The organism is Nonomuraea purpurea, assembly GCF_042650645.1.
GTDB lineage: Bacteria > Actinomycetota > Actinomycetes > Streptosporangiales > Streptosporangiaceae > Nonomuraea > Nonomuraea purpurea.
In genome coordinates this window covers 68,581-90,998 of sequence record NZ_JBHSBI010000034.1, presented here as the reverse complement: position 1 = coordinate 90,998, position 22,418 = coordinate 68,581, and the positions used below count along the sequence as shown (strand labels likewise).

At 69.1% G+C, this 22,418-nt stretch carries 30 protein-coding genes; 16 read left to right on the top strand and 14 right to left on the bottom strand.

Annotation, left to right across the window (positions count from 1 at the left end):
• Positions 1-148: 148 nt before the first annotated feature.
• A complete protein-coding gene (locus ACFOY2_RS44875; protein ID WP_379534260.1) occupies positions 149-1,882 on the top strand; it encodes an ABC transporter ATP-binding protein in 1,734 nt (577 codons plus the stop codon).
• 8 nt (positions 1,883-1,890) lie between these two features.
• On the opposite strand, the gene ACFOY2_RS44870 is transcribed toward ACFOY2_RS44875, so the two are convergent.
• The 4 genes from ACFOY2_RS44870 to ACFOY2_RS44855 form a co-directional block, all read right to left on the bottom strand.
• Entirely contained in the window at positions 1,891-2,289 is a 399-nt protein-coding gene (locus ACFOY2_RS44870; RefSeq protein ID WP_379534259.1) for a hypothetical protein, read from the bottom strand.
• A gap of 170 nt (positions 2,290-2,459) precedes the next feature.
• The gene (locus tag ACFOY2_RS44865) at positions 2,460-2,762 is read right to left on the bottom strand and encodes a type II toxin-antitoxin system Phd/YefM family antitoxin (RefSeq protein WP_379534258.1); all 303 of its coding nucleotides are present in this window, start codon (positions 2,760-2,762) and stop codon (positions 2,460-2,462) included.
• A 41-nt stretch (positions 2,763-2,803) separates the two neighbouring features.
• Entirely contained in the window at positions 2,804-3,247 is a 444-nt protein-coding gene (locus tag ACFOY2_RS44860) for a hypothetical protein (protein ID WP_379534257.1), read from the bottom strand.
• Between the two features lie 40 nt (positions 3,248-3,287).
• Positions 3,288-3,713, bottom strand: coding sequence for a nuclear transport factor 2 family protein (locus tag ACFOY2_RS44855; RefSeq protein WP_379534256.1), 426 nt, complete (start codon positions 3,711-3,713; stop codon positions 3,288-3,290).
• Positions 3,714-3,848: 135 nt separating this feature from the next.
• Here ACFOY2_RS44855 and ACFOY2_RS44850 point away from each other — a divergent pair, with 135 nt between their 5' ends.
• From ACFOY2_RS44850 to ACFOY2_RS44840, 3 genes are read left to right on the top strand one after another with little or no spacing between them, the layout of a single operon-like run.
• Positions 3,849-4,577 carry a phosphotransferase gene (locus ACFOY2_RS44850; protein WP_379534255.1) on the top strand — a complete coding sequence of 243 codons (729 nt, stop codon included), beginning with the start codon at positions 3,849-3,851 and terminating at the stop codon, positions 4,575-4,577.
• Entirely contained in the window at positions 4,574-4,780 is a 207-nt protein-coding gene (locus ACFOY2_RS54765) for a hypothetical protein (protein WP_449290160.1), read from the top strand. The genes ACFOY2_RS44850 and ACFOY2_RS54765 overlap by 4 nt, the downstream gene beginning before the upstream one ends.
• A gap of 50 nt (positions 4,781-4,830) precedes the next feature.
• Positions 4,831-5,262: a protein-tyrosine phosphatase family protein gene (locus ACFOY2_RS44840; RefSeq protein ID WP_379534254.1), complete on the top strand. Its 432-nt coding sequence runs from the start codon at positions 4,831-4,833 to the stop codon at positions 5,260-5,262.
• Positions 5,263-5,291: 29 nt separating this feature from the next.
• Here ACFOY2_RS44840 and ACFOY2_RS44835 read toward each other — a convergent pair whose 3' ends face one another.
• From ACFOY2_RS44835 to ACFOY2_RS44825, 3 genes are all read right to left on the bottom strand, one after another.
• On the bottom strand, positions 5,292-6,629 hold the full coding sequence (locus ACFOY2_RS44835) for a hypothetical protein (protein WP_379534253.1): 1,338 nt from the start codon (positions 6,627-6,629) through the stop codon (positions 5,292-5,294).
• A gap of 73 nt (positions 6,630-6,702) precedes the next feature.
• The gene (locus ACFOY2_RS44830; RefSeq protein WP_357813819.1) at positions 6,703-7,089 is read right to left on the bottom strand and encodes a hypothetical protein; all 387 of its coding nucleotides are present in this window, start codon (positions 7,087-7,089) and stop codon (positions 6,703-6,705) included.
• Positions 7,090-7,091: 2 nt separating this feature from the next.
• Positions 7,092-7,418, bottom strand: a complete 327-nt coding sequence (locus ACFOY2_RS44825; protein ID WP_379534252.1) for a hypothetical protein — start codon at positions 7,416-7,418, stop codon at positions 7,092-7,094.
• A 105-nt stretch (positions 7,419-7,523) separates the two neighbouring features.
• Between ACFOY2_RS44825 and ACFOY2_RS44820 the strand changes: the two genes are divergently transcribed.
• The 6 genes from ACFOY2_RS44820 (at position 7,524) to ACFOY2_RS44795 (ending at position 11,050) form a co-directional block, all read left to right on the top strand.
• Entirely contained in the window at positions 7,524-8,165 is a 642-nt protein-coding gene (locus ACFOY2_RS44820) for a TetR/AcrR family transcriptional regulator (protein ID WP_379534251.1), read from the top strand.
• 3 nt (positions 8,166-8,168) lie between these two features.
• Positions 8,169-8,585 carry an acyl-CoA thioesterase gene (locus ACFOY2_RS44815; protein ID WP_379534250.1) on the top strand — a complete coding sequence of 139 codons (417 nt, stop codon included), beginning with the start codon at positions 8,169-8,171 and terminating at the stop codon, positions 8,583-8,585.
• 230 nt (positions 8,586-8,815) lie between these two features.
• Positions 8,816-9,610 carry an MBL fold metallo-hydrolase gene (locus ACFOY2_RS44810; RefSeq protein WP_379534249.1) on the top strand — a complete coding sequence of 265 codons (795 nt, stop codon included), beginning with the start codon at positions 8,816-8,818 and terminating at the stop codon, positions 9,608-9,610.
• Between the two features lie 46 nt (positions 9,611-9,656).
• On the top strand, positions 9,657-10,229 hold the full coding sequence (locus ACFOY2_RS44805; protein ID WP_379534248.1) for a PadR family transcriptional regulator: 573 nt from the start codon (positions 9,657-9,659) through the stop codon (positions 10,227-10,229).
• A 111-nt stretch (positions 10,230-10,340) separates the two neighbouring features.
• Entirely contained in the window at positions 10,341-10,718 is a 378-nt protein-coding gene (locus tag ACFOY2_RS44800) for an SgcJ/EcaC family oxidoreductase (RefSeq protein WP_379534247.1), read from the top strand.
• Positions 10,715-11,050 carry a hypothetical protein gene (locus ACFOY2_RS44795; RefSeq protein WP_379534246.1) on the top strand — a complete coding sequence of 112 codons (336 nt, stop codon included), beginning with the start codon at positions 10,715-10,717 and terminating at the stop codon, positions 11,048-11,050. The genes ACFOY2_RS44800 and ACFOY2_RS44795 overlap by 4 nt, the downstream gene beginning before the upstream one ends.
• 11 nt (positions 11,051-11,061) lie before the next feature.
• Here ACFOY2_RS44795 and ACFOY2_RS44790 read toward each other — a convergent pair whose 3' ends face one another.
• Both ACFOY2_RS44790 and ACFOY2_RS44785 read right to left on the bottom strand, forming a co-directional pair.
• Positions 11,062-12,429 (bottom strand): sensor histidine kinase, encoded by a 1,368-nt coding sequence (locus ACFOY2_RS44790; RefSeq protein ID WP_379534245.1) that lies wholly within the window; start codon positions 12,427-12,429, stop codon positions 11,062-11,064.
• Positions 12,426-13,097, bottom strand: coding sequence for a response regulator transcription factor (locus ACFOY2_RS44785; protein WP_379534244.1), 672 nt, complete (start codon positions 13,095-13,097; stop codon positions 12,426-12,428). The genes ACFOY2_RS44790 and ACFOY2_RS44785 overlap by 4 nt, the downstream gene beginning before the upstream one ends.
• A 124-nt stretch (positions 13,098-13,221) precedes the next feature.
• Between ACFOY2_RS44785 and ACFOY2_RS44780 the strand changes: the two genes are divergently transcribed.
• Complete coding sequence (locus tag ACFOY2_RS44780) at positions 13,222-13,737, top strand: hypothetical protein (protein ID WP_379534243.1); 516 nt, start codon at positions 13,222-13,224, stop codon at positions 13,735-13,737.
• 1 nt (position 13,738) lies between these two features.
• On the opposite strand, the gene ACFOY2_RS44775 is transcribed toward ACFOY2_RS44780, so the two are convergent.
• Both ACFOY2_RS44775 and ACFOY2_RS44770 read right to left on the bottom strand, forming a co-directional pair.
• Positions 13,739-14,815, bottom strand: a complete 1,077-nt coding sequence (locus tag ACFOY2_RS44775) for a hypothetical protein (protein WP_379534242.1) — start codon at positions 14,813-14,815, stop codon at positions 13,739-13,741.
• 95 nt (positions 14,816-14,910) lie between these two features.
• A complete protein-coding gene (locus ACFOY2_RS44770) occupies positions 14,911-15,348 on the bottom strand; it encodes a YtxH domain-containing protein (protein ID WP_357813781.1) in 438 nt (145 codons plus the stop codon).
• 221 nt (positions 15,349-15,569) lie between these two features.
• Here ACFOY2_RS44770 and ACFOY2_RS44765 point away from each other — a divergent pair, with 221 nt between their 5' ends.
• Positions 15,570-16,106, top strand: a complete 537-nt coding sequence (locus ACFOY2_RS44765) for a peptidylprolyl isomerase (RefSeq protein WP_379534241.1) — start codon at positions 15,570-15,572, stop codon at positions 16,104-16,106.
• Between the two features lie 200 nt (positions 16,107-16,306).
• Positions 16,307-17,176, top strand: coding sequence for a rhomboid family intramembrane serine protease (locus tag ACFOY2_RS44760; RefSeq protein WP_379534240.1), 870 nt, complete (start codon positions 16,307-16,309; stop codon positions 17,174-17,176).
• A 55-nt stretch (positions 17,177-17,231) separates the two neighbouring features.
• Here the strand turns inward: ACFOY2_RS44760 and ACFOY2_RS44755 are convergent, their stop codons facing one another.
• Complete coding sequence (locus tag ACFOY2_RS44755; protein ID WP_357813772.1) at positions 17,232-17,480, bottom strand: cell division protein CrgA; 249 nt, start codon at positions 17,478-17,480, stop codon at positions 17,232-17,234.
• Between the two features lie 144 nt (positions 17,481-17,624).
• Between ACFOY2_RS44755 and ACFOY2_RS44750 the strand changes: the two genes are divergently transcribed.
• Genes ACFOY2_RS44750 through ACFOY2_RS44740 form a run of 3 tightly spaced genes read left to right on the top strand, consistent with a single transcriptional unit; the run spans position 17,625 to position 18,962 of the window.
• A complete protein-coding gene (locus ACFOY2_RS44750) occupies positions 17,625-18,233 on the top strand; it encodes a class E sortase (protein ID WP_379534239.1) in 609 nt (202 codons plus the stop codon).
• Between the two features lies 1 nt (position 18,234).
• Entirely contained in the window at positions 18,235-18,393 is a 159-nt protein-coding gene (locus ACFOY2_RS44745) for a hypothetical protein (RefSeq protein WP_379534238.1), read from the top strand.
• The gene (locus ACFOY2_RS44740) at positions 18,390-18,962 is read left to right on the top strand and encodes an anthranilate synthase component II (RefSeq protein ID WP_379534237.1); all 573 of its coding nucleotides are present in this window, start codon (positions 18,390-18,392) and stop codon (positions 18,960-18,962) included. Before ACFOY2_RS44745 ends, ACFOY2_RS44740 begins: the two co-directional genes overlap by 4 nt.
• Positions 18,963-19,114: 152 nt before the next feature.
• Here ACFOY2_RS44740 and pknB read toward each other — a convergent pair whose 3' ends face one another.
• Both pknB and ACFOY2_RS44730 read right to left on the bottom strand, forming a co-directional pair.
• A complete protein-coding gene (gene pknB / locus ACFOY2_RS44735; protein ID WP_379534236.1) occupies positions 19,115-20,974 on the bottom strand; it encodes a Stk1 family PASTA domain-containing Ser/Thr kinase in 1,860 nt (619 codons plus the stop codon).
• Between the two features lie 83 nt (positions 20,975-21,057).
• A complete protein-coding gene (locus tag ACFOY2_RS44730; protein ID WP_379534235.1) occupies positions 21,058-22,413 on the bottom strand; it encodes a serine/threonine-protein kinase in 1,356 nt (451 codons plus the stop codon).
• Positions 22,414-22,418: the final 5 nt, after the last annotated feature.

Genomic DNA, 22,418 nt, shown 5'->3' with positions numbered 1-22,418 from the left:
CCCGCACCCTGCAGGCAGCATAGCCAAGGCGGTGTAGGAGCTCAGGGAGCGGATGATGGTGCTCGGATTAGTCGGGGATCCCAGAGACGGTTCATCTGTACGAAAATCAGCGGTTCTGCTGGCATTACGCCACTACTGTGGCGAGCTCATGCGGCAGCGGCGGGTCGCGGTGCCGGCGCTGATTCTGCCGGCGTTGGGGAACATCTGCCTGTTCTATCTGGCGCCGCTGGCGGTGGCCGGGCTGGTGGGGCATCTGGCCGGCGGCGGGGACGGCTCCGTCGCCGCGCTACTGCCCTACGTGCTCGTCTTCGGCGCGCTGCTGCTGGCGGGCGAGACGTTGTGGCGGGTGGGACTGCACTTCCTCAACCGCACGGACGCCCGCGGCATCGAGCGGCTCGGCGTGGTGGGCATGGACGAGCTCCTGACCAAGGACGCCGCGTTCTTCCACGACAACTTCGCGGGCTCGCTGACCAAACGGGTGCTGGGATTCTCCGCCCGGTTCGAGGACTTCGTCGACACGCTCACGTTCTCGATCATGGCCAAGCTGGTGCCGCTGGTTTTCGCCTCGGTGGTGCTGTGGCAGTACCACCCGCTTCTGGTGCTCGTTCTCGTGGGCGTCATCCTTGTCACCGGCTTTCTCATCGCCCCGCTCATTCGCCGCCGCCAGGCGCTGGTCGACGAACGCGAGGCCGCAAAGGTGCTGGTGTCGGGCCATGTCGCCGACGTACTGGCCAACATGGAGACGGTCCGCGCGTTCGCCGCCGAGGACCGCGAAGCCACGGAACACCGGGCCAGAATCGCCGAGCAGCAGAGGCTGTCGCTGCGTTCCTGGGATTTCAGCAACCTCCGGGTCGACACCATCGTCGCCCCGCTCACGGTCCTGACCAGTGCGGTGGGCCTGCTCCTGGCCGTCGCGCTCAGAGGCGGCCTGGGCGTGGAGGCCATCATCGTGACGTTCACCTACTACACGAACACGATCAGCATCATGTTCGAGTTCAACCAGATATACCGGCGCCTTGAGAGCGTGCTCACCGAAGCCGCCCAGTTCGCCGAACTCCTCCTCATACCGCCGACCGTGCTCGACCCGGCCGACCCGCAACCGCTGCGTCCCGCCGACGCGAGCGTCCGCTTCGAGCGGGTCAGGTTCGGGCACTCGGCAGGCCCGCCCCTGTTCGACACCCTGGACCTGGACATCGCCAGCGGCACCAAGATCGGGCTGGTCGGCCGGTCCGGCGGAGGCAAGACCACCCTCACCCGGCTGCTGCTGCGCCTCATGGACGTCGACGGAGGCCGGATCCTGATAGGCGGCCAGGACATCTCCCGGCTGCGCCAGGCCGACCTGCGCAGCCTCATCGCCTACGTCCCCCAGGAACCGGCCATGTTCCACCGGTCGATACGCGACAACATCGCCTTCGCCCGGCCGGGCGCCACCGACGCCGACATCCTGCGGGCCGCCCAGGCGGCACACGTCACGGAGTTCGCCGAGGCGCTGCCGAACGGCTTCGACACCCTGGTCGGCGAACGTGGCGTCAAACTCTCCGGCGGCCAGCGGCAACGCCTCGCCCTCGCGCGCGCCATCCTGCGCGACGCCCCGATCCTGGTGCTGGACGAGGCGACCAGCGCCCTGGACTCCGAAAGCGAAATCCTCGTCCAGGAGGCCCTGTGGCACCTGATGCAGGACCGTACGGCGCTCGTGGTCGCGCACCGGCTGAGCACCGTCGTCCGCATGGACCGCCTTGTCGTGCTCAACCGCGGATGCGTCGTGGAGCAGGGCACCCACAGCGAGTTGCTCCAGACCCAAGGCCCTTACTCCCGGCTCTGGCGTCACCAGTCGGGCGGGTTCCTGGTCGACGACGACACCCCGGACGCGCTTCGCCATTGAGATGGGACTTACGCGAGTGACAACGTCTCCGCGGCCATGGCGATCAGCATCACGCCCACGGAGACGACAACGATGGTGAGGAGCGGAATCACTATGGCGTTCGCGCGCCGGAACCGCGCATATTCCTGCACGAATCTGGAACAGACCGTGAGACAGCCGGCGGCGGCCGTCACGACGACACCGGCCATGCTCGTTCCCCCGAGCATGTCGGCGACCAGGAAGAAATAGAGCAACTCGAAGACGATGAGGGTGGCCGCCGTCACCGGCGCCCATTCCCGCCACACCGCCCGATGGTGGGCGGTGACCCTGAAGCGCCGAAAGGGCAGCCGCTTCTCAGGAACGGCGGATTCAGACCAGCTCACTTCCCATCGAGGACGCTTTTTCTGCCTGGTTCTGCTCGTGCCCATGACCACCTTCCCCCAAGGGCTCGTGCCAACCAGAAAACGAACCCGGCCGCCGCGAGGTTCCGCGAATCACGAATACGGCAGGAGGCTCTCGTACATGCGGCCCGATCCCGTACGCGCCGGGGCGGCCGGTCCCGTTTGACGGGCTCTCCAGCCGGCAAGGCCGCGGAGCATTATTGCGGACGGGTTACCGGCACCACGGTGACGTCGTACGGATCGTCATTGATATGGCGGTCCATGTCGTCGCGATACTTCCGGTCGTCCAGTCGTGGCATGCCGCGCGACGCGGCGGCGAACTCGGCGCGCGAAACCGTCCGGCGTCGACGGCGGATCGGGACCAGGTCGCCGATGTGATGGCCGTTACGGGTAACGGCGTATCGCTCCCCACGTTCCAGGCCGTCCATGATTTCCGCCGACCGGTTGCGTAGATCGCGCTGAGAGAGCTCGTTGGAGTAGGCGAGCTCAGGAGTGCTCACACGTCAAGTCTGCAATGATGCGCCACTTGGCGGCACATGGTTCACAGGTCCTGTTCGGGTGAGGTGAGGGAGTCGACGAAGGCCTCGGCCTCCGAACGGCTCATGTCCTCGTGGCTGCGTGCGAGGAAGACGGCCTGCTTCCTGCGGCCCTCCGCGACCAACCTGCGGATCGTGGTGGGCAGGTCGTCCTCCTCCATCGTCGGCACGCCCGGCAGGACGTGGCCGGCCAGCAGCGCGTTGGCCACCTGCTCCGCCGTGTGCGACGACACCCGGGACTCCTTGCGGATCAGCTCGACCGCGTCGTCGAACCGGCCTACCTCGATGAGGTCGTGCGCGCGGGCCTGCACCTCGATGGGGGTGAGGAGGTCCAGATCCAGGTAGGTGTGCGCCGCCCTGCGCCGAGCCAGCCACAGACCGACACCCAGCGCGAGGATCGCGATCGGGACGACGAGGAACACCAACTCGGTGGCGCCTAAGCCCAGCATGCGGCGATCGTAACGCCGCATTCCATCGGTTTCGAGAGCGTCAGGCTTTCTGGGTGCCGAGCGCGCGTGCGACCGTCAGGCTGTCCTCGTAGATGTGGTAGCGGGTGACGAGCCCGTCATCGACCGTGAGGTGGAGCGCGAACGGCGAGGTGTAGGCGACGCCGCTCTCCTTCACCGTCTGCGCGATCGTCCCCAGCACCACGGCGTCGGCCCCGTCCACCAGGATCCGCTCCACGGACGTGGCGTTCAGTTCCGGCACGTGGTGGGCGTCCAGTGACCGGAAGTGGTCGGCCACGTCGGCCCGGCTCGACCTGGGCCGGATCCACGGCACCGCGGGATGCCCCGCCTCCGGCCAGTCGAGCCGCCAGTCGACCGGCTCGGCGAACAGTTCCGCCGTACGGTCGTGCTCGCCCTTGGCCAGCCTGCCCAGCAGCTCTTCCACGATGGCACGGGTGTCGTTCGTCATGCCGTCATCCTCCCGGGCGGGCCCGAGGCCCGTCGATTACCACCCAGGTAATCAGAGGATGCCTGGTTGTCATCACTACTATGTGGTGGTCCGGCCAGGAACGGGGGAGACGCCCATGCTGCTTTCGACCACCCGGTGACAGAGGAACCGCTCGAAGGCGGGCACAACACCCCGCAGGTCGTACGCGTGGGCGACACGGTCCGCCGCCCCCGCGACGCCGGTTCGGCCTTCGCCGCCCAGGTGCTCACCTTCCTGGCGTCCGCCGGCTACCCCTACGCGCCGCTCCACCTCGGGATCGACGAGCAAGGACGTGACGTGCTGAGCTACGTCCCCGGCTCGACCACCGACCATCCGTCCCAGCGCGCGCCCGGCGCGTATGCCGCCGGCGGGCGCATGCTCCGCGAACTGCACGACCTCACCGCCGGCCACGCCCTCGCAGGCGGCCGCGAGTGCGTCGTGCACGGCGGCCCTGGGCCGTTCAACACGGTCTTCCGCGAGGGGCTGCCGGTGGCCTTCATCGACTGGTCCTCCTGCCGCCCCGGCGACCGGCTCGACGATCTGGGCTACCTGGCCTGGACGTGGTGCGTCCAGTCGCAGGGCCGCGTGCCGATCGCCGACCAGGCCCGCCACCTGCGGGAGCTGCGCGACGGGTACGGCCGGGTCGAGGGCGGGCGGCTGGTCGACGCCATGGTGCGCAGGCAGGGCGAGATCGTCGCCGCCGAGTCGGCCAACGCGGACGATCCGCGCCTGTCACCGGTCCGTCGCCGGCACGCGGAGGCGGCCGTGGCCTGGGCGACGGCCGACCGCGACCTCGTAAGGACACACAGAGAGCTCTTGCTGACCGCCCTGGGAACCCCATCGTGAACGCGGGAATCATCGGGCAGGCCGTCGGCCTGTTCGCCGTCACCAACATCGACGACATCGTGATCCTGGCGCTCTTCTTCGCCCAGGGAGCGGCCGCTCGTACTGATCGGGATCGGCCTGGTCATCCTCGTCGAGGGCGGCGCCTTCGGCCCCGCCCCTGGCTGGGAGCGGGGGCGGCGCTTTTGGCCTCAACGTTCGGCTGAAAGCGGAGGGGTCGTTCGGACGCCGCCCCCCGAAGCTACGCTCGACCACCATGAGCACGACCTGGGACCCCACCTCGGCCGGAGTGTTGCGGCTGCCCTCGGGCAGGCTGGTTCGCGGCCGGGGCCTGCGGCATCCGCTCCCGCAGGGCCCCCACCCCGCCTTCGCCCTCTACCTTCTCGGCCGCCGCCCCCCGTCCGTCGACTGGGAGCATCGCTGGCTGCGCTGGCCCGACTTCTGGCTGCCCTCCGACCGCGCCGCTACCGCCGAGGCCCTGCGCGAGGCGTGGTCGCGGGCGGAGACAGAACGTGTCGAGATCGCCTGCGGCGGCGGACGGGGCCGCACCGGCACGGCCCTGGCCTGCCTGGCCGTGCTCGACGGGGTCCCGGGCGACGAGGCGACCGCCTACGTGCGCGCCCACTACTCGCGCCACGCCGTGGAAACCCCCTGGCAGCGCCGCTACGTCACCGCCTTCAGAGGGTGACGGCCCCCTACTCGACGGTCGGACCCGTGTCAGACCCGGAGGCTTTCCGGCTCGTCCGCGGGGGTCCGCTTCCCGGACGCGGGCGACCCGCCGGCCAGGGCCAGCCCCAGAGCCAGGAAGATCAGCGGGATCGCCGGGATCACGTACCGCACGTCATAGGCGGCCAGGAACGGCGGCGAGACGACCAGCGCGAGCGCCGCCACCCCGGGCAGCAGCGCCTCCCACCGCCGCCGCACCAGCCCGGCCGCCAGCGCCCCGACCAGGGCCAGCATGAGCAGCGGGTACGGCACGTACCCGAACCGCTGGTAGGCGCGCAGCCAGCCGGCGAACGGCTCCACCACCCGCGTCGCGGCAGGACCCGCCTCGTAGGATTCGGCGACCCCGCGTACCGACTCGCTGATCGGCCGCTCGGCGACGGGCAGCTTGTACGGCGTCTTCTCCTCCACCGCCGTCCGCTCCCAGCGCAGCAACTGCGTCAGGTCGGTCGCGACCGCGGCGAGGTACTCTCCCAGCTGGGCCAGGATCGCCTGCCTGGCGAACTCCCCTGCGAGTTGGTTGCGGTTGGCCGTGCCCGGCACCTTCGGCAGCGGTGAGAAGCTCTCCCACAGCCAGTGGGGCGGATAGGGCCGCTGCTCCACGGGCATGTCCGGGCAGAGCACGGCCAGCCGTTCAGGAGGCTTGATCACCCCGCAGTCGGCGAAGCTCATGGTCCTGGACCACAGGAAGTTCCCGTCGGCCTGGGTCAGCCCGAACTTGTCCTTCTCGACTTTCATCCAGGTGGCGTACGCGCCCAGCGGGATCGCGCCCGCCACCAGCAGCGCCAGCAGCGGCCGCCAGCCGTAGCGCCTGATCAGCAGGTAGGCGGCCGTGAGGATGAGCAGTGGCAGGCCGACCGACCTGGTGATCCCGGCCAGGCCGAGCAGCAGTCCGCCGACGGCGGCCGTCGTCGGGGTGACCCGCCAGACGATGAGCACGATCGCGACCGTGACCAGCACGATGAAGACCGCGTCCGCCATGATCATGTGTTCGAGCAGCACGAGGAACTCGTCGTACAGCAGCGGGGTGACCAGCAGCGCGGCACCCCAGCCCGGCAGGCCGCGGCGGCGCAGCAGGGCGTACACGGCTACGGCGAGTGCCAGCCCCAGCAGGTGCTGCAACACGGTCACCAGCGTGAGGCTGTGTGCGGGCCGCAGTACGGCCAGCAGCAGGGAGTAGCCGGACGGCCTGCTCGTGCCGGGGGTCAGCTCCTCCGCCAGGAACGCGAACGAGTCGCCGTAGAACAGGATGGCGGGCGGGAACCCGAGCACGGCGAGCAGGCGCAGCCCGATCGCGGGCAGCATGGCGATGACCAGGGCGCGATGAGCCAATACGATTCAGCTTCCTCGTTTGTCCGGGTCCTACACCTTAGTGGAGGCGGCCCCGGGCGGCCCACGCCGTCTGTTAGGGAAGCTCGTCGATGGGGATCGCCGGGTCCAGGTTCCGCAGGAAGACCGCGCGATCGGTGAGGACCGGCCACCGGGTGGCGCGGGCGCAGAGCACGGCGTGCGCGGCCGTGATGTCGGCGGAGCCGTCGAGGATCTCGGCGAGGTGGGGCACCTTGCCCTCGGTGAGGCCGTCGACCTCCACGGCCGGGCTGCTGGTCAGCTCCAGGAGTTCCGCTTTCGTGGCGAGCGGGATGATCGAGTAGACGACGGCCAGGGATGTCGCGGGGATGCACAGCCCTCCGCCGCGATACAGGCTCAGCGCCACGATGCTGCGGGCGTAGTTGGTCTTCGCCACGGCGATGTCGACCAGGGCTCCCACGTCGAGGACGCGCCCAGGGATCATGATCAACCCTCTTGGTTCCTGTGCAGACCGAGCCGGTGCATCACCTCGTCCGAGATGCGGTCCACGCTGAGCGCGTCGGCCGCGCGGTCGAGGTCTTCGCACTGCAGGTTCCAGCGCTGGATGAGGATCGTCGCGTGCGTCATGTTGCTGACCTCGCGTTCGACCGCGGTGCGGACGATCTCGGAGATGTAGCGGCCGTCGGAGCGGGCCTTCTGGTGGAGCGCGTCGAGCGTCGTCTTGTCCAGGTTGACGATGAACGACGTCGTCTCCTGCGCCGCGGAGGGATCGGCGTCCGGGGCGTTCCGCCGTGATGGGATGGGCATCGCCATGGCATGACGGTAACTCTCCGGAGCCTTGTGTGAACAGCCTTTCCCGCACTCGAGCGCTCCGGGCGAGCTTTAAGACCGATCGGTCGTTCAGGTATAGTTCCGGATGTGACGGACACCAGTGAAGACGGCCGGAGGGTGCGCGGGAGGCGCAGCCGGGAGGCCATACTCGAGCAGGCGGTGTCGCTGGCCTCGGTGCACGGGCTCGACGGGCTCACGCTGGGCAGGCTGGCGACGGCCGTCGGCGTCAGCAAGTCCGGATTCTTTGCGCATTGGCGCGACAAAGAGCAGCTCCAGCTCGACGCCATCGAGTGGGCCGCCCGCCAATGGGTCGACGAGATCGTCAGACCGGCGTTCAAGACGCCGCCAGGCGTGGGCCGCGTCATCGCCCTCCACGAGGCCCGCCTGCGCTTCTACGCCGCCGAGGTCCTGCCGGGCGGCTGCTTCTTCTTCGCGGCGCAGGTCGAGTTCGACGACCGTCCCGGGCCCGTGCGCGAGCGCGTCGCCAAGGCGCTGGCCGACTGGCTCGCCCTGATCGAGCGGGTGGTCAAGGAGGCGGTGGACCTGGGCGAGCTGGTGCAGGACACCGATCCCGCGCAGCTCGCGTACGAGATCGACGCGCTCGGCGAGAGCGCGATCACCCAGGTCAGGCTGCTGGGCAGCGACGCCGTCTACGACCGGGCCCGCCGCGCCGTCCGCGATCGGCTGCGCGCCCTGACCACCGACCCCGCACTCCTCCCGGAGGACTGAACATTGCCGGAAACCCGCCCCGCCCAGGTGCACTTCGACGACCTCGACGCCATGGGCCTGCTGCACAACTCGCGTTACGCCCTGCTCGTCGAGCGCGCCATCTCCGACTTCTGGGCCGATCAGGGCTGGAACTTCGACCCCGCGATCTCCCGCTTCAAGGACATCTACCTCGCCGTACGCGAGTTCAAGATCACCTACAACGCGCCGGTCGCCGGGGCAGGTGAGGTGCTGGTCGACTTCTGGCTCGACCGCATGGGCCGTACCAGCGGCGTCTACGGTTTCCGCGTCCTGTCCAAGGACCGGTCGATCGTCCACGCCGAGGGCTACCGCGTGAACGTCAACCTCGACCCCGCCACCTTCCGCCCCGCCCCCTTCAGCTCCGAACTACGCGCCGCCGCCGCGCCCTTGCTGCTGGCCTGACAACCGCCCAGCACTACTGCCAGGCGTTCTGGCCCCGGATACGGTCGCAGGGTGCTCGACAGGACCGCGCTGGAGGCGCTCACCCGCAGGCGAAGCTCGACCTCCCGCCCGCCGCAGACGGGCACAGGAGGGTGCTGGCGGTGCTGACGTACCTGCGGGGCTGATCAGCTCATGCGGAGCACTTGGAAGTCATATGCCATGGGTCGCTCCTAAAAGTAGGGTTCATTGGCATGAGCGAGCAGTGGCAGGAGGTCGGCGACCGGGTCTATGTCCGGCGCCATGAGTCGTTCGACTTGAACGTGGGTCTGGTCGTGGGCGACGGGCACTGCCTGGTGATCGACACGCGGATGTCACACCGGGAGGCGACGGACCTGATCAGGTCGATCAGGACGGTCACGGCCTATCCGTGGACCGTCGTCAACACCCACGCCCACTTCGACCATTACTTCGGCAACGCCCTTTTCCGCCCCGCCGAGATCTGGGGCCACATCAGATGCGCCGAGGAAATCGACCAGTACGGCGAGCAGCACCGCGCCGGCATCATCAAGCGGCGGCCGGAGCAGCGCGAGGAACTGGAGGAGGTCACGCTGGTGCCGCCCGACCACACGTTCACGTCGGAGGCCGGCCTCGACATCGGCGGGCGCATGGTGCATCTACGATATTTCGGACTTGGGCACAGCAGCAACGACGTCGTCGTGCACGTGCCCGACGCGGGCGTGCTGTTCGCTGGTGACCTGGTGGAGCAGGGCGCGCCCCCGGCGTTCGGCGACTCCTATCCGCTCGACTGGCCGGCCACCACGGCCGCGATGATGGAGTCGATGCCCGAGCCGGTGGTCGTGCCGGGGCACGGGGCGGTGGTGGACCTGGCGTTCGCGCGGGAGCAGCACGACGAGCTGGTCCTCGTGGCCGAGCTGGCCAAACGGGCCCACGTGGAGGGCCTGCGTGACGTGATCAAGCTCTTCCCCTACCCCGAGGACGTCTCCAGGGAGGTCATCGAACGCGCCTTCATGCAACTCGACGCCTGACGCCCGCCTGAGCTATATTGCAAATTGCAATATAGAGGGAGGCAACATGGCGCGACGCCACGACCTGGTCGGCCTGACCGTGCTGGCCCTGCTCACGGTGCGCGCCGCCCACCCCTACGAGCTCCACCGCTTCATCGTCGACACGCACAAGGACTACATCACCGGCCTGCCGCGCAGCCTCTACCACGCGGTCGAGCGGCTGGCCAAGGACGAGCTGATCGTGCCCGCAGGCACCGACCGCGCGGGCCGCAGACCGGAGCGCACGGTCTACGAGATCACCGAAGAGGGCCGCAAGGAGCTGGCCACCCGCCTGCGCAGGCTCCTCGAAGTACCCGACGTCGACAGGCGTGCCTTCGTCGCCGCCGTCTCGCTCATCGGCTGCCTGCCCATGGACGAGGCGCGGCAGGCGCTGCGCGGTCGCGCGGCCACCATCGAGGGCGCCGTCACCGGGATGCAGGCCCATATGAGAGCCATGGCCGACAGCGGCCTGCCCGAGATCCTCATGCTGGAGGTGGAGTTCGAGCACGCGCTGCAGACCGCCGAACTCGACTGGATCAGGAAGCTGCTCGACCGGCTCGACGAGCGACAGCTCGACTGGGAGAGCACGGTCGAGCTGTGAAAGGGCCGCCGAGGTGCGCCAACACCCCGGCGGCCAGAAATCCGAACAAGGCGCCTGCCCTGCCCGAACTCGCATTCACAGGATAGGCGCCGCCACACAGGGAGCTGTGCCATGTCCACAGAGATCGTCCGCCTGCTCACGCGGATGGCGGAAACCTGGAACGCCGGCGACGCCGCCGGTTACGCCGGGCTGTTCACCGAGGACGCCGACTACATCACGTTCTTCGGCCTGCACATGAAGGGCCGCCAGGCCATCGAGGAGAGCCATCGCGAGCTGTTCAAGCTCCCGATCAAACTCGACTCCGGCGGCGGGCAGCCGCTGATCAGACCGCTGAGCGACGACGTCGCCCTGGTGATCTCGGGCGGTTCCTCGTCCGTTGACGGCGAGCACGACCCCGGCCGCGAGTCCGTCATCACGCTCACCGCCCTGCGCACGTCCGAGGGCTGGCGCTTCGCCTCCTTCCAGAACACGAGGGTGAGCCGGCCGTGAAGAAGCTGATCACCGAGGTCACCGGAGTGGTCGCGGCGCCGGTCGAACGCGTGTGGCCGGTACTGCTGGAGAACGTGCCGAGCACCGAGACCGGCGAGCACGCCCTGGCCTACCAGGGCGGCTGGTGGTACCGGGGCGAATGGTCGCTCGCCCCCCACCCCGAGGGCACCCGCGTGGTCCACCGCGTCTACAACGTGGCCGAGTGGCTGCGCTGGGGCGTGCCGCTGGCCAACCGTCTGTTCATCGGGTTCGGACGGCGCACGCGCGAGGGCTTCGCCGAAGGGCTGACGCACATCGGGGCGAAGCTGGGATGCGCCACCCGGGTCACCTGAACACCGTCTGGTCAAGGGTTCGTCGCGAGGGGGAACCTCGCGACGAACCCCGAGCCGGCGTACACGAGCGTGCCCCCGTGCAGGTGGGCGATGTCCCGCGCGATCGGCAGGCCCAGCCCCGCGCCGCCCGCGTCCCTGGCCCGTGCCTCGTCCAGCCGGGTGAACCGGTCGAAGACCGCCTCACGGTGCTCGGGCGGGATGCCGGGACCGTCGTCGGTCACCTCCAGCACGGCTTCGTCGTCCGCCGTGTGCACGCGTACCCGGACGGTCGATGCGGCGTGCCGGACCGCGTTGTCGGCCAGGTTCGTCACCAGGCGGTCGAGGTGCGCGCGGGAGCCCTCCATCACCACGTCCGGCTCGACGTCCAGCTCCACGCGGACCTCGGGTCGCCGCCGCACACGCAGCGACTCCTCGGCCGCCACCTGGCCGAGGTCCAGTTCACTCGTGCGCAGCGGTTCGCCCGCGTCCAGCTTGGCCAGGATGAGCAGGTCGGCGGCCAGCGACTGCAGGCGTTCGACGTCGGCCAGGGCCTCCCTGGTGAGCTCGCTGGGCTCGGCCAGCTCCAGGCGGGCGCGCAGGGTCGCGATGGGGCTGCGCAGCTCGTGCGCCGCGTCGGCCACGAACCTCTTGTGCGTGCCCACCGCCGTCTCCAACCGGTCGAGCGTGCCGTTCACGGTGGTGGCCAGCGCGGCGATCTCGTCCTTGGAGTCCGGTACGGGAACACGCTGGTGCAGGTCGCTGGCCGTGATGTCGGCGACCTTGGCCCTGATCGCGGCGACCGGCGCCAGCGTGCGGCCCACCGAGAACCAGGTCATCCCGGCCACCACGAGCAGCACGGCGGGCAGGCCGGGCAGCAGCGCGCTGTTCAGCGTCTCCAGCGCCTGTTCGGCGCCGGCCAGGGAGACCCGCGACAGCAGCACGGCGGGGCCGCTCTCGGTGGCCACCGAGAGCTGCGCGACGGCATACCGGCCAGGCTGCGCCCACTCGGTGGTCGCCGCGCTGTGCTCCTTGGTCAGCAGCAGGTCAGGGTCGCCGGCCGCGACCGCCTTGCCGTTGCTCAGGCGCACCTCGCTCCCCTTGACCACGTCCTTCGTCACCGCTATTGCCGAAGGCATTTCGCCCAGGTTTGTGGTGGGCTTGGCGTCCTTCATCACCATCCCGCCAGGCGAGGTGACCGGCAGCGTCTTCGCGTACGGCATCGCCGCCTCGGCCTTCTTGGCCGCCTCCATGTCCGCGTTGCTCTCCAGCGTGCCGCGCAACGTCACCACCAGCGCCAAGGCCACCAGCCCGAGGGCCAGCGCCACCACGAGCGTGGCCGCCGCCGTCGCGCGCACCCGTACAGAAGACAGCCCCCAGTCCCGAGCGAACAGCCGCCTCACATCGCCTCCAACCGGTAGCCGGCCCTGCGGACCGTCATGAGCGTGGTCTTGCCGAACGGTGCGTCGATCTTGCGGCGCAGCGCGCTGATGTAGACCTCGACGATGTTCGGATCACCGTCGTAGGAGAAGTCCCAGGCCTGGTCGAGCAGGTCGCTCTTGGAGACGACCTCGCCGGGCCGGCGCGCCAGCGCGTGCAGCACGGCGAACTCCTTGGGCGTCAGCCCGATCTCCGCCTCGCCCCTGCGGCAGCGCAGCCCGGCCGGGTCGATCACCAGGTCGCCCACGGTGATCGACACGGGCCGCTCCCGTCCGCCCCTGCGCACCAGGGCGCGCAGCCTGGCCAGCAGCACCACGTACGAGAACGGCTTGGCCAGGTAGTCGTCGGCCCCGTTGTCGAGCGCCTCGGCCTCGTCGTAGATGCCGTCCTTGGCCGTGAGCATCATGATCGGCGTCCAGTCGCCGGCCTCGCGCAGCTTGGCGCAGAGCGCGTACCCGTTCATCCGGGGCAGCATCACGTCCAGGACGATGACGTCGTAGCTGTTCTCGGTGGCCAGCCACAGCCCGTCGCGCCCGTCGTGGGCCACGTCCACGGCGAAGCCCTCACCCGCCAGCCCGCCCTTGATCAGGTCGGCCAGCCGCTCCTCGTCCTCCACCAGCAGCACTCGCACGCCCACCAGCGTGCCTCAGGTCACCTAAAGAGAACCTGAAGATCGTTTCGGTCCTCTTCAGGATCACTTCAGGTACGTGCGGCCAAGCTCTGAAGCGTTCGATCGACTTCAGTGAGGAGCATCCATGTTCAAGCGACGTCTCGCGACGCTCGGCGCGGTCGCCGTGCTGGCCATCTCCGGCCTGGCGGGCTCGGCCCTGGCCGACCAGACCCCCACGCCCTCCACCGCCGGCGCGAAGATGATCTGCAAGACCGCGGACGGCAAGATCGTCGAGCTCGCGTCCGCGCGGGCGGCAGCCGTCACCAAGGACGGCAAGGTGCGGCAGCTCGACCCGGCCGAGATCGAGGAGCTGAAGAAGGCCGGGGAGGCCGGGGCGGTCAAGAAGCTCGCGGACGGCAAGGCGGTGAAAGTCAAGGACTTCGTGAAGGGCGAGGGCATCCAGATCAGGAAGATCGAGGGCGGCGAAGGCGTGGAGGTCAGGAAACTCGAGCGCGGCGAGGCCGGCGAGTGGGCCAAGGCCAAGCCGGTCGAGGGCTCCGAGCTGCCGCAGGAGTTCCGGGCCGGCCCCGCCAAGCCCGCGGAGGGCGTCACCGGGACGCCCCAGAAGACCGTCAAGATCACCTGCGAGAAGTCCGACTGACTCAGTCCGTGAACGACGGGTGCGGCCCCAGGGCCCAGTACTCGTAGAGGCCGTGGCCCACCAGGCCGTCGTACTCGAAGCGCCCGACGGCGTCGACCATGCCCCACATCTTGGCGGCGTCGTCGGGCAGGCGATAGGTGAGGCCCCGTACGACCGGGCCGACGCCCTGGTACATCCCGTGTTTCCAGTCCGGCTCCAGCCCGTAGCCGGTCCCGGCCATGAGGTGTACCGGCAGGAGGGGAGTGCAGCGTACGTCGAACGGCTTGCCGCCGGGCGGGGAGAAGGAGATCGTGGCCTCGACGACGTCGCGGGTGCCGGGGGCGTAGACCGGGCGGTAGTCCGGCCTGCCGAGGTATTCCTCGTCCCGCCCGTCCGACCAGACGCGCACGGCCTCCTCCAGCAGCCGCCGGCCCCGTTCGTCCTCTTGGACGATGCAGAGGATGGCGTGGTCGTCGAACTTCATCGGCGCGTACAGCCAGTAGAACGTGCCGGAGTTCTTGGCCTGGATGCCGGGCGGCTCGGGTTCGCCGACCGGCCTGACGCCCCAGGAGCGGTCTCTGGCGCCCTGCCAGCGGTCGGGTGTGACCGGTATGTCGTCCTCGCCGATCCGGATGTTTCCCGACCAGACCCCTGTCTGCGCCAGGCGCACGGAGTCGAAGATCACCCGTTCCTGTGACCGCAGGAAGTGTCTCGGCTCCAGCGTGGCGGGGATCGTGCCCTCCCAGAGGAGGTCGAAGGACAGGCCATGCTCGTTCGGCTCCAGCACCACCCGCAGCCGCTTGAGCCCTTCGAGCACCTCGACGCGGAACGGGCCGATCTCGGTGTTCATCCGGTCGGGGCCGAGCTCGCGGGAGGCTCGTACGACGCGGTGCAGGTCGCGGTGGCGGAGGCAGGCGAAGGCGTCGGTGACGCCCAGGTTGGGGTACTGGCCGAGGCCCACGATCAGCATCAGCTCGCCGGAGCCCGCGTGGCAGTTGAAGTAGTAGCGGTCGTAGAAGTTGCGGTCAGAGGTGGTCACGTGCCGCATGACCTGGGCGGCCTGGTGCACGGGGTAGTCATCGAGGGGAGACAGCGCCATGCCCGGGTTCTAACAAGCGCTTGGTATGTCGTCAAGAGGCCGTACACGACGGAAGCGCGCCCCCGTATCCAACGGAGGCGCGCTTCCCGACGTGATCACGACATCTTGCGAGATGCCTCGTCCGCCTTGTTCGACACCTTGGCCGCCATCCGGTCCGCGGATTGCGCGGTCCGCTCCGCCTTCTCGCCGGCCCATTGTGAGGCATCAGACGCGGAGTCCTTCATGTGCTCGGTCCACTGCTGCGCGTTGCGGCGGTAAAGCATGTAGCCGATCGAACCCACCGCGGCTCCGGTCAGCAGAACGAACATCGGCCACCGCCGCGAGCGCGACGGCGTCGGGTCGATCTTCCTGGCCGCCGCGGACAGCATCGAGCTGACCTTGGGGGCGACCTGATCCTCGAACCCTTGCGCCGCGGACTCCAGCCGCGGCGCCGCCCAGTAACGGGCGTTCACGAAGCGCTGGGCGGCGACCACCTTGGCCTGATCCGCCATCGGCGCCATACGCTGGCCGGCATTTGCGGCCTGGGCCTTCATTCGGCCCATCCACGTGGTGGGTACAGCTATCACCACGCGGCGTCTTCTCAGTGTCAGGGACACGACAACCTCCCCTGTCGTTGGGGCCCCGACGCTGACCTTCCCTGGACAAGGCGGCTCAATCATGGCCGGCCATGGGAGGATGGCCCGAGGAGGCCTAACGGCCATAATCCTCAAACATCACAAACTAACCCTGTACATAGATGGGGGGCAGCTATCTCGTGGCTGAGAAGCTGATCGCAAACCTGAAGACCAACCACGGCACCATCAAGGTCGAACTCTTCCCGACCAAAGCCCCGAAAACGGTGCGCAACTTCGTCGAACTCGCCGAGGGCACGCGCGAATGGACGCACCCGGGCACCGGCGAGAAGAGCACCAACCGCTACTACGACGGCACGATCTTCCACCGGGTCATCTCCGGCTTCATGATCCAGGGCGGCGACCCGCTCGGCCAGGGCGTCGGCGGGCCCGGCTACGAGTTCGACGACGAGATCCACCCTGAGCTCTGGTTCAACCGTCCCTACCTGCTGGCCATGGCCAACGCGGGCATCCGCTTCGGCAAGGGCACCAACGGCTCGCAGTTCTTCATCACCGTCGGGCCGACGCCGCACCTCAACGGCAAGCACACCATCTTCGGCGAGGTGGTGGAGGGCCAGGAGGTGGTGGACTCCATCGCCAAGACCCGCACTGACGGGCGCGACCGTCCGGCGGAGGACGTCATCCTGGAGTCGGTCACCATCGACCGCATCCCGGCCTGACCCGACGCGCCCCGCAACCCCCGCTCCGGAGCCAGGGGGGCTCCCGGACGGGGCTGCGGGGCCCGCGCCGGGGTTTCAGCAGGGCTGCGACGCCCGCTCCGGCACCGAAGGGCTCCGCGGCATCGAAGGGCACCGTGCCGAGGCCAGGGGCGGCGTTGGGGGCCACGCGGCACCCTCGTACACACCATAGGCTTTCGGGCATGACCAGCCAGCCGCCCAGCCCGCCCCCGCAGCCAGAGCAGCCCGCTGAGGCCGTCCCCACGTGCTACCGGCACCCCGACAAGGAGACCTGGGTTCGCTGCCAACGCTGCGAACGCCCCATCTGCCCCGACTGCATGAGAGACGCCGCGGTCGGGTTCCAGTGCCCGGAGTGCGTGGCGGACGGCAACCGGGGCATCCGCCAGGCCAAGTCCACCTTCGGCGGCGGCGTCGTCCGCACCACCTATGTGACGTGGACCCTCCTGGTCGTCAACGTCCTGGTCTTCGGCGCCCAATACCTGAGCGGCAGCGCCATCACGCTGGAACTGGCCATGTGGCCCAGAGGCGTGGCTCTGTTGGACGAGTACTACCGGCTGATCAGCGCCGCGTTCGTCCACGGCGGAGTTCTCCACATCCTGTTCAACTGCTGGGCGCTGTACGCCATCGGCCCCCAGTTGGAGCGTGCCTTCGGCCACGTGCGCTACCTGGCGCTCTACGTGATCAGCGCGCTCGGCGGCTCGGTGCTCGGCCTCTGGCTCGACGGGCTCGACCAGCCCACCGTCGGCGCGTCCGGCGCCATCTTCGGGTTGTTCGGCGCGATGTTCGTGATGGGACGCCGACTCAACCTGGACGTGCGCGGCATCGCCGTGCTCCTCGTCATCAACCTGGCGATCACGTTCCTGGCCTCGGGCATCAGCTGGACCGGCCACATCGGCGGCCTCATCACCGGCACGCTGCTGTCGGGCGCGCTGGCCTACGCCCCCAAGAACAACAGGACCCTGTGGCAGGTCCTGGCGATCGCGGGAGCGCTGGCCCTGCTGGCCGTGCTCGTGATGGTACGAACCTCGGCGATCATCAGCGGCGCCGGCTGAGCTTCCCCAGGCCGACGCCGACTTCCCCAGGCTGTGGAAAAGACTGTGGAAAGAACTAACGCCAGCGGGTGGAAAGCACCACACCGAAGATGATGAAAACAAACCCGATCAGCAGGTTCCAGTTCTGGAGGTCGCTGAAGAAGGGCGCCCGCGGGGCGACGTAGTAGATCGAGATCCACAGGATGCCGATGATCCAGGCGACGACCATCGTGGGTGCCAGCCAGCGCGGGCTGACCTTGACCTGCTGGGATCTCTGCGGCGGGGTGTAGACCGCCTTCTTGTTGCGAGCCTTGGACTTGGGCACTGGATAACTCCTGCTGAGGGCCTGGGCTTCCGGATCGTCCACAGGCTCTTCGTTAAGGGTAGTCTTAGCGATGCCCAGGATAGTCGCCACGCGCACAATATGGCGATCCCAGCCCGCCGCAACTGTCCCGAATACGCTGATCGTATGCGGGCCATGCTCCGGGCCGTGGGGGAGACGAGCATCACCGCGGGCCTGATCCTCATGCTGTTCTGCGCGTACCTGCTCTGGGGCACCGGCGCCTACACGCAGAGCCAGCAACTGCTGCTCCAGCGCGAGTTGGCGGCCAAGAAGACGGCGAAGAAGAAGATCGAGCCGGGCGCGGCCGTCGCCCTGCTGCGCATTCCCAAGCTCGGCCGCGACTACCAGTACGCCGTGATCGAGGGCGTGGACGCCCAGCACCTGAAGATGGGCCCGGGACACTACCCGGGCAGCGCCATGCCGGGCGAGGTCGGCAACTTCGTGTTGTCGGGCCACCGCACCACGTACGCGGCGCCGTTCAACGAGATCGACGAGCTCGAACGCGACGACGAGATCATCGTGGAGACCGGGGAGACCCGCCACATTTACCGCGTGACATCCCAGGACGTCGTACAGCCCGACGAAGTGGACGTCATCGCGGCCGTGCCGGGAAAGCCCGACATCCGCCCCATCCGCGCCTTCATCACGCTCACCACCTGCCACCCGGAATATTCGGCGGCCGAACGCCTCATCGTCTACGGCGTGCTCAAACAGAGCGAGCCGAGGGAGGACTGACATGTACGCCTGGCTCTGGCGCAAGCTGCCCGGCAACACCCGCACGCGGGTCCTGACGGCCGCGGTGCTGGTCGCCGCCGTCGTGGCCGTACTCTGGTATGCCGTGTTCCCGCTCATGGAGCCCATGGTGACGCTGGACGAGGTGACGGTGAGGAAATGAGCCGCGTGCTGGTCGTGGACAACCACGACAGCTTCGTCCACACCATCGTCCAGTATCTGCGCGAGCTGGGCGCCGACTGCGACGTGCGACCCCGCGACGAGGTGGGCGTGAACGACGCCGAGGGCTTCGACGGCATCGTCATCAGCCCGGGCCCAGGCGCCCCTGAGGCGGCCGGTGTGAGCGTCCCCCTGGTCCGCTACGCGGCCGAGCACCACCGGCCGCTGCTCGGCGTCTGTCTGGGCCACCAGGCCATCGCCGTCGCCTACGGCGCCACTGTGGCCCGCGCGCCCGAGCTCGTCCACGGCATGACCAGTGAGGTCTCCCACGACGGCCAGGGCGTGTTCGAGGGCCTGCCCTCACCCGTGCGGATGACCCGCTACCACTCGCTGGCCGTGCTGCCCGAGACGGTCCCCGAGGTGCTCGAGGTGACCGCGCGCACCGAGGACGGCATCATCATGGGCCTGCGCCACCGTACGGCCCCCATCGAGGGCATCCAGTTCCACCCCGAGTCCGTGTTGTCCGAACACGGCCACCGATTGCTCCGCAATTGGTTGCGCGCAATCGTGTAACGAACGTCTCGCGTGGAGCGAGGTACAAGTGAGCGTCCCCGCCGTTGCCCCCGAGCGGCGGGGGCGTTCTCTTTCCCCAGGACTTCCCGAGAGCCACAAGCCGAAGGGCCGCCCATCCCGCGCGGGGGATGGGCGGCCCTTCTCCATGCCGCTCAGTTTCCGAGGCCGTCGTCGCCGATCGGGTTGCTCTCCTCCTCGGTCGGCTCGTCGGTCGGAAGGTCGGGCTGCTGGTCGTCCGTGGGCGACTCCGACGGGAAATCGTCGCTGGGCGGCGGCGTCGTCTCCTCGGGGCCGGTGGACACCACCAGGGTGACCGTCGTGTTCGCCGGCAGCTTGGTACCGGGGCCCGGGTTCGTCTGGATGACCGTGCCCGAGGGCTGGTCGCTCGACTGCGGGGAGATCCTGCTCTTCAAGCCGGCGGACTTGAGCTGCGCCTGCGCGTCCTGAACGGTGAGCCCCGTAACTTCGGGCACCTCGCTGAGGTCCTTGGGCACGAAGAGCGTGACGGTGCCGTCCTTCTCGATCGACGTGCCGGCCTTGGGCTCGGTGGCGACGACCGTGCCCTGCGGTCTGGTGGAGTTTCTGGTCTTGACGCTGCCGCGAAGCCCCGCCTCCTCCAGCTTCGCCATGGCCTCCGCCTGCTGCAGGCCGACGAGCCCGTCGGGCACCTTGATCTTCTCGGCGCCCTTGGACACGAACAGCTTGACCTGCGTCCCCTTGTCGACCTTGGTGTTCTCCGCCGGCTCGGTCTTGAACACCGTGCCCTTGTCGGCGTCGTTGAACTCCTCGACCACCTGGACGGTGAGCTCGAGGTCCTCGAGTTGCTTCTGCGCGAAGTCGCTCTTCTGCGTCGCCAGGACCGGGATCGTGACCTGCGTGTCGGCCGTGGAGCTGCCTCCCTGGCCGAACACCACGTAGCCGACCCAGACGAACCCGCCGATGATCAGCAACGGGATGACGATCCACAGCGCCGTCTTGACCGCGGTGTTGCCGCCGCCGTTGTTGGCCCTGCGCCGGCCGCCGCGGCCGCCGCCCTCGCCCTCACCGTACTCGTAAGGGGGGACGGGGTTCTGGCGCTGCGTGGCCTGGCCCGCGGCTGACTGCGTGGCGGTCATCATGCGGGTGCCCTGGTTGAAGCCCCCGGTCATCGCCATCGTCTGGGCGTCGGTCGGCATCCCGGACATCGCCCGCTGGATGTCGGCCCGCATCTCGCCCGCGCTCTGGTAGCGGTGGGCCGGGTCCTTGGCCATGGCCTTGAGCACGATCGCGTCGCACCACTGCGGAATCTCGGGGTCGATCTGCGACGGCGGGATCGGGTCCTCGCGCACGTGCTGGTAGGCGATCGCGACGGGGGAGTCGCCGGTGAACGGCGGCTGCCCGGTCAGCAGCTCGTACAGCACGCAGCCGGTGGAGTAGATGTCGCTGCGCGCGTCGACCCGCTCGCCCCGCGCCTGCTCGGGCGAGAGGTACTGGGCGGTGCCGATCACCTGCGCGGTCTGCGTCATCGTGGCCTGGTTGTCGGCCATCGCGCGCGCGATGCCGAAGTCCATCACCTTGACGTCGCCCGCCCGCGTGATCATCACGTTGGCCGGCTTGATGTCACGGTGCACGATGCCGCCGCGGTGGCTGTAGTCGAGCGCCCGCAGGATGCCGTCCACCAGCTCCGTCGCGCGCTCGGGCAGCAGTCGCCGATCCTGGCGCAGCAGGTCGCGCAGCGTCCGTCCGTCGACGTACTCCATCACGATGTACGGCACGGGGGCGCCTTCGGTGGTGTCCTCGCCGGTGTCGTAGACCGCGACGACGGCCGGGTGGTTCAGCGAGGCCGCCGACTGCGCCTCACGGCGGAACCGGGCCTGAAAGGTGTGGTCGCGCGCCAGGTCGGATCGGAGGGTCTTGATCGCGACTATGCGGTCCAGCCGGATGTCTCGGGCACGATACACCTCGGCCATGCCGCCGCGCCCGACGACACCGTCGAGCTCGTAGCGACCTCCGAGTAGCCGAGGCTGAGTCATTTCCTGCACTGTCCCTTACCGTTCATCTTGGGTACCGGCCTGCTCGGGGGGCCGCCGGTGTCCATCATCGACCCCATAGCGCGTCACGTCTCCTCTTTGGTCGGGTTTGCATCACCCGGGTCCGGCGAGGCGGTGGGTGTCGGAGTTGTCGGTGTAGTGGTGGGCGTCGGGGTGGCCGTGGGCGTTGGGGTTCGGGTGGTCGGGGTAGGTTTGTGTGTCGGCTTCTTGGTAGGAGTAGCCGACTTGCTTACCGTAGCCGACCGCGAAGGTGTTGGCCTCGGTGACTTCACCGGAACCACTGAGGGCCTGCGTGTGGGCTTCTTCGTCTTCGTCGGCCTGGCCTGCTCCGCCTTGGGTGTCGCCGACCTCCTGGTCGGCTCGGCCACCTCGGGAGTCGGCTGGCCGCTCGGCTGACGGTCGGCGAAGGTGATGGCGCTGAGCCCCACCGCGGCCACGCAGCCTGCCGTGGCCACCAGGGCCAGGGTCTTCCTGTGGCGTCTTCCCCCGGCGGGCGGCTCCTGCTGCGGCGTGGTGGCCGGTGCGAGGCGGTCGGTCGCCGACTCGTCCTCGGGCTCGCGAACCCGAAAACCTCCGGGATCGGTGAACATGCTCAGGTCGGCGCCAGGCCCGGCGCCGGCCAGCGACTCACGCAGCACGTACGCCCGGTCGGCCACCTCCATCGCCGACCCGGGCCGCATCTCGGGCTCCTTGGCCAGCAGCGCCAAGACCAGCTCCCGCACCCGCGCGGGAACGTCCACACCCAGCGGCGGCGGCTGCTCGTTGAGGTGCTGCAGCGCGATCGCCACCTGGTTGTCGCCGAGGAACGGCGTGCGCCCCGCCAGGCACTCGTAGGCCACCACGCCCAGCGAGTAGAGGTCGGTCGCCGGGGTGAGCCGGAACCCCTGCGCCTGCTCGGGGCTGACGTACTGGGCGGTGCCCATCACGGTGCCCGTCTGCGTCACCGGCGCCGCCTCCATGGCCCGCGCGATGCCGAAGTCCGTCACCTTGATGGCGCCCTCGGGAGTGACCAGCAGGTTGCCGGGCTTGACGTCACGGTGGATGATCCCGGCGGAGTGGGCCGCGTGCAGCGCCTTGGCGGTCTGGTGGACCACGTCGAGCGCCACCTCGGGCCCGAGGGCCCCGTTGCGCGCCAGGATGGCCGACAGCGGCTCCCCGTGCACCAGCTCCATCACGAGGTAGGCCAGTTCGCCCTCTTCGCCGTAGTCGAAGATCTGCGCCACTCCGGGGTCGGCCAGCGCCGCGGTGATCCTCGCCTCGTTGCGGAACCGTTCGACGAACGTCGGGTCGGCGCTGATGTGGCTGCGCAGCACCTTCACCGCGACCTCGCGCCCGAGCAACTCGTCCCGGGCACGCCAGACCTCCCCCATGCCGCCTGCGGCGATGCGGGAGACCAGGAGGTAGCGGTTACGGAGCCGCATGACCC

What these genes read in the sequence shown, in the direction of transcription:
- ACFOY2_RS44760 (WP_379534240.1), top strand. Translation starts at nt 16,307, where the DNA reads ATGACCAGCCAGCCGCCCAGCCCGCCCCCGCAGCCAGAGCAGCCCGCT.
- ACFOY2_RS44800 (WP_379534247.1), top strand. Translation starts at nt 10,341, where the DNA reads ATGTCCACAGAGATCGTCCGCCTGCTCACGCGGATGGCGGAAACCTGG.
- ACFOY2_RS44730 (WP_379534235.1), bottom strand. Translation starts at nt 22,413, where the DNA reads ATGCGGCTCCGTAACCGCTACCTCCTGGTCTCCCGCATCGCCGCAGGC.
- ACFOY2_RS44740 (WP_379534237.1), top strand. Translation starts at nt 18,390, where the DNA reads ATGAGCCGCGTGCTGGTCGTGGACAACCACGACAGCTTCGTCCACACC.
- ACFOY2_RS44830 (WP_357813819.1), bottom strand. Translation starts at nt 7,089, where the DNA reads ATGATCCCTGGGCGCGTCCTCGACGTGGGAGCCCTGGTCGACATCGCC.
- ACFOY2_RS44840 (WP_379534254.1), top strand. Translation starts at nt 4,831, where the DNA reads ATGAGCACGACCTGGGACCCCACCTCGGCCGGAGTGTTGCGGCTGCCC.
- ACFOY2_RS44810 (WP_379534249.1), top strand. Translation starts at nt 8,816, where the DNA reads ATGAGCGAGCAGTGGCAGGAGGTCGGCGACCGGGTCTATGTCCGGCGC.
- ACFOY2_RS44775 (WP_379534242.1), bottom strand. Translation starts at nt 14,815, where the DNA reads ATGGCGCTGTCTCCCCTCGATGACTACCCCGTGCACCAGGCCGCCCAG.
- ACFOY2_RS44870 (WP_379534259.1), bottom strand. Translation starts at nt 2,289, where the DNA reads ATGGGCACGAGCAGAACCAGGCAGAAAAAGCGTCCTCGATGGGAAGTG.
- ACFOY2_RS44875 (WP_379534260.1), top strand. Translation starts at nt 149, where the DNA reads ATGCGGCAGCGGCGGGTCGCGGTGCCGGCGCTGATTCTGCCGGCGTTG.
- ACFOY2_RS44860 (WP_379534257.1), bottom strand. Translation starts at nt 3,247, where the DNA reads ATGCTGGGCTTAGGCGCCACCGAGTTGGTGTTCCTCGTCGTCCCGATC.
- ACFOY2_RS44750 (WP_379534239.1), top strand. Translation starts at nt 17,625, where the DNA reads ATGCGGGCCATGCTCCGGGCCGTGGGGGAGACGAGCATCACCGCGGGC.
- ACFOY2_RS44825 (WP_379534252.1), bottom strand. Translation starts at nt 7,418, where the DNA reads ATGGCGATGCCCATCCCATCACGGCGGAACGCCCCGGACGCCGATCCC.
- ACFOY2_RS44745 (WP_379534238.1), top strand. Translation starts at nt 18,235, where the DNA reads ATGTACGCCTGGCTCTGGCGCAAGCTGCCCGGCAACACCCGCACGCGG.
- ACFOY2_RS44855 (WP_379534256.1), bottom strand. Translation starts at nt 3,713, where the DNA reads ATGACGAACGACACCCGTGCCATCGTGGAAGAGCTGCTGGGCAGGCTG.
- pknB (WP_379534236.1), bottom strand. Translation starts at nt 20,974, where the DNA reads ATGACTCAGCCTCGGCTACTCGGAGGTCGCTACGAGCTCGACGGTGTC.
- ACFOY2_RS44780 (WP_379534243.1), top strand. Translation starts at nt 13,222, where the DNA reads ATGTTCAAGCGACGTCTCGCGACGCTCGGCGCGGTCGCCGTGCTGGCC.
- ACFOY2_RS44805 (WP_379534248.1), top strand. Translation starts at nt 9,657, where the DNA reads ATGGCGCGACGCCACGACCTGGTCGGCCTGACCGTGCTGGCCCTGCTC.
- ACFOY2_RS44770 (WP_357813781.1), bottom strand. Translation starts at nt 15,348, where the DNA reads ATGAAGGCCCAGGCCGCAAATGCCGGCCAGCGTATGGCGCCGATGGCG.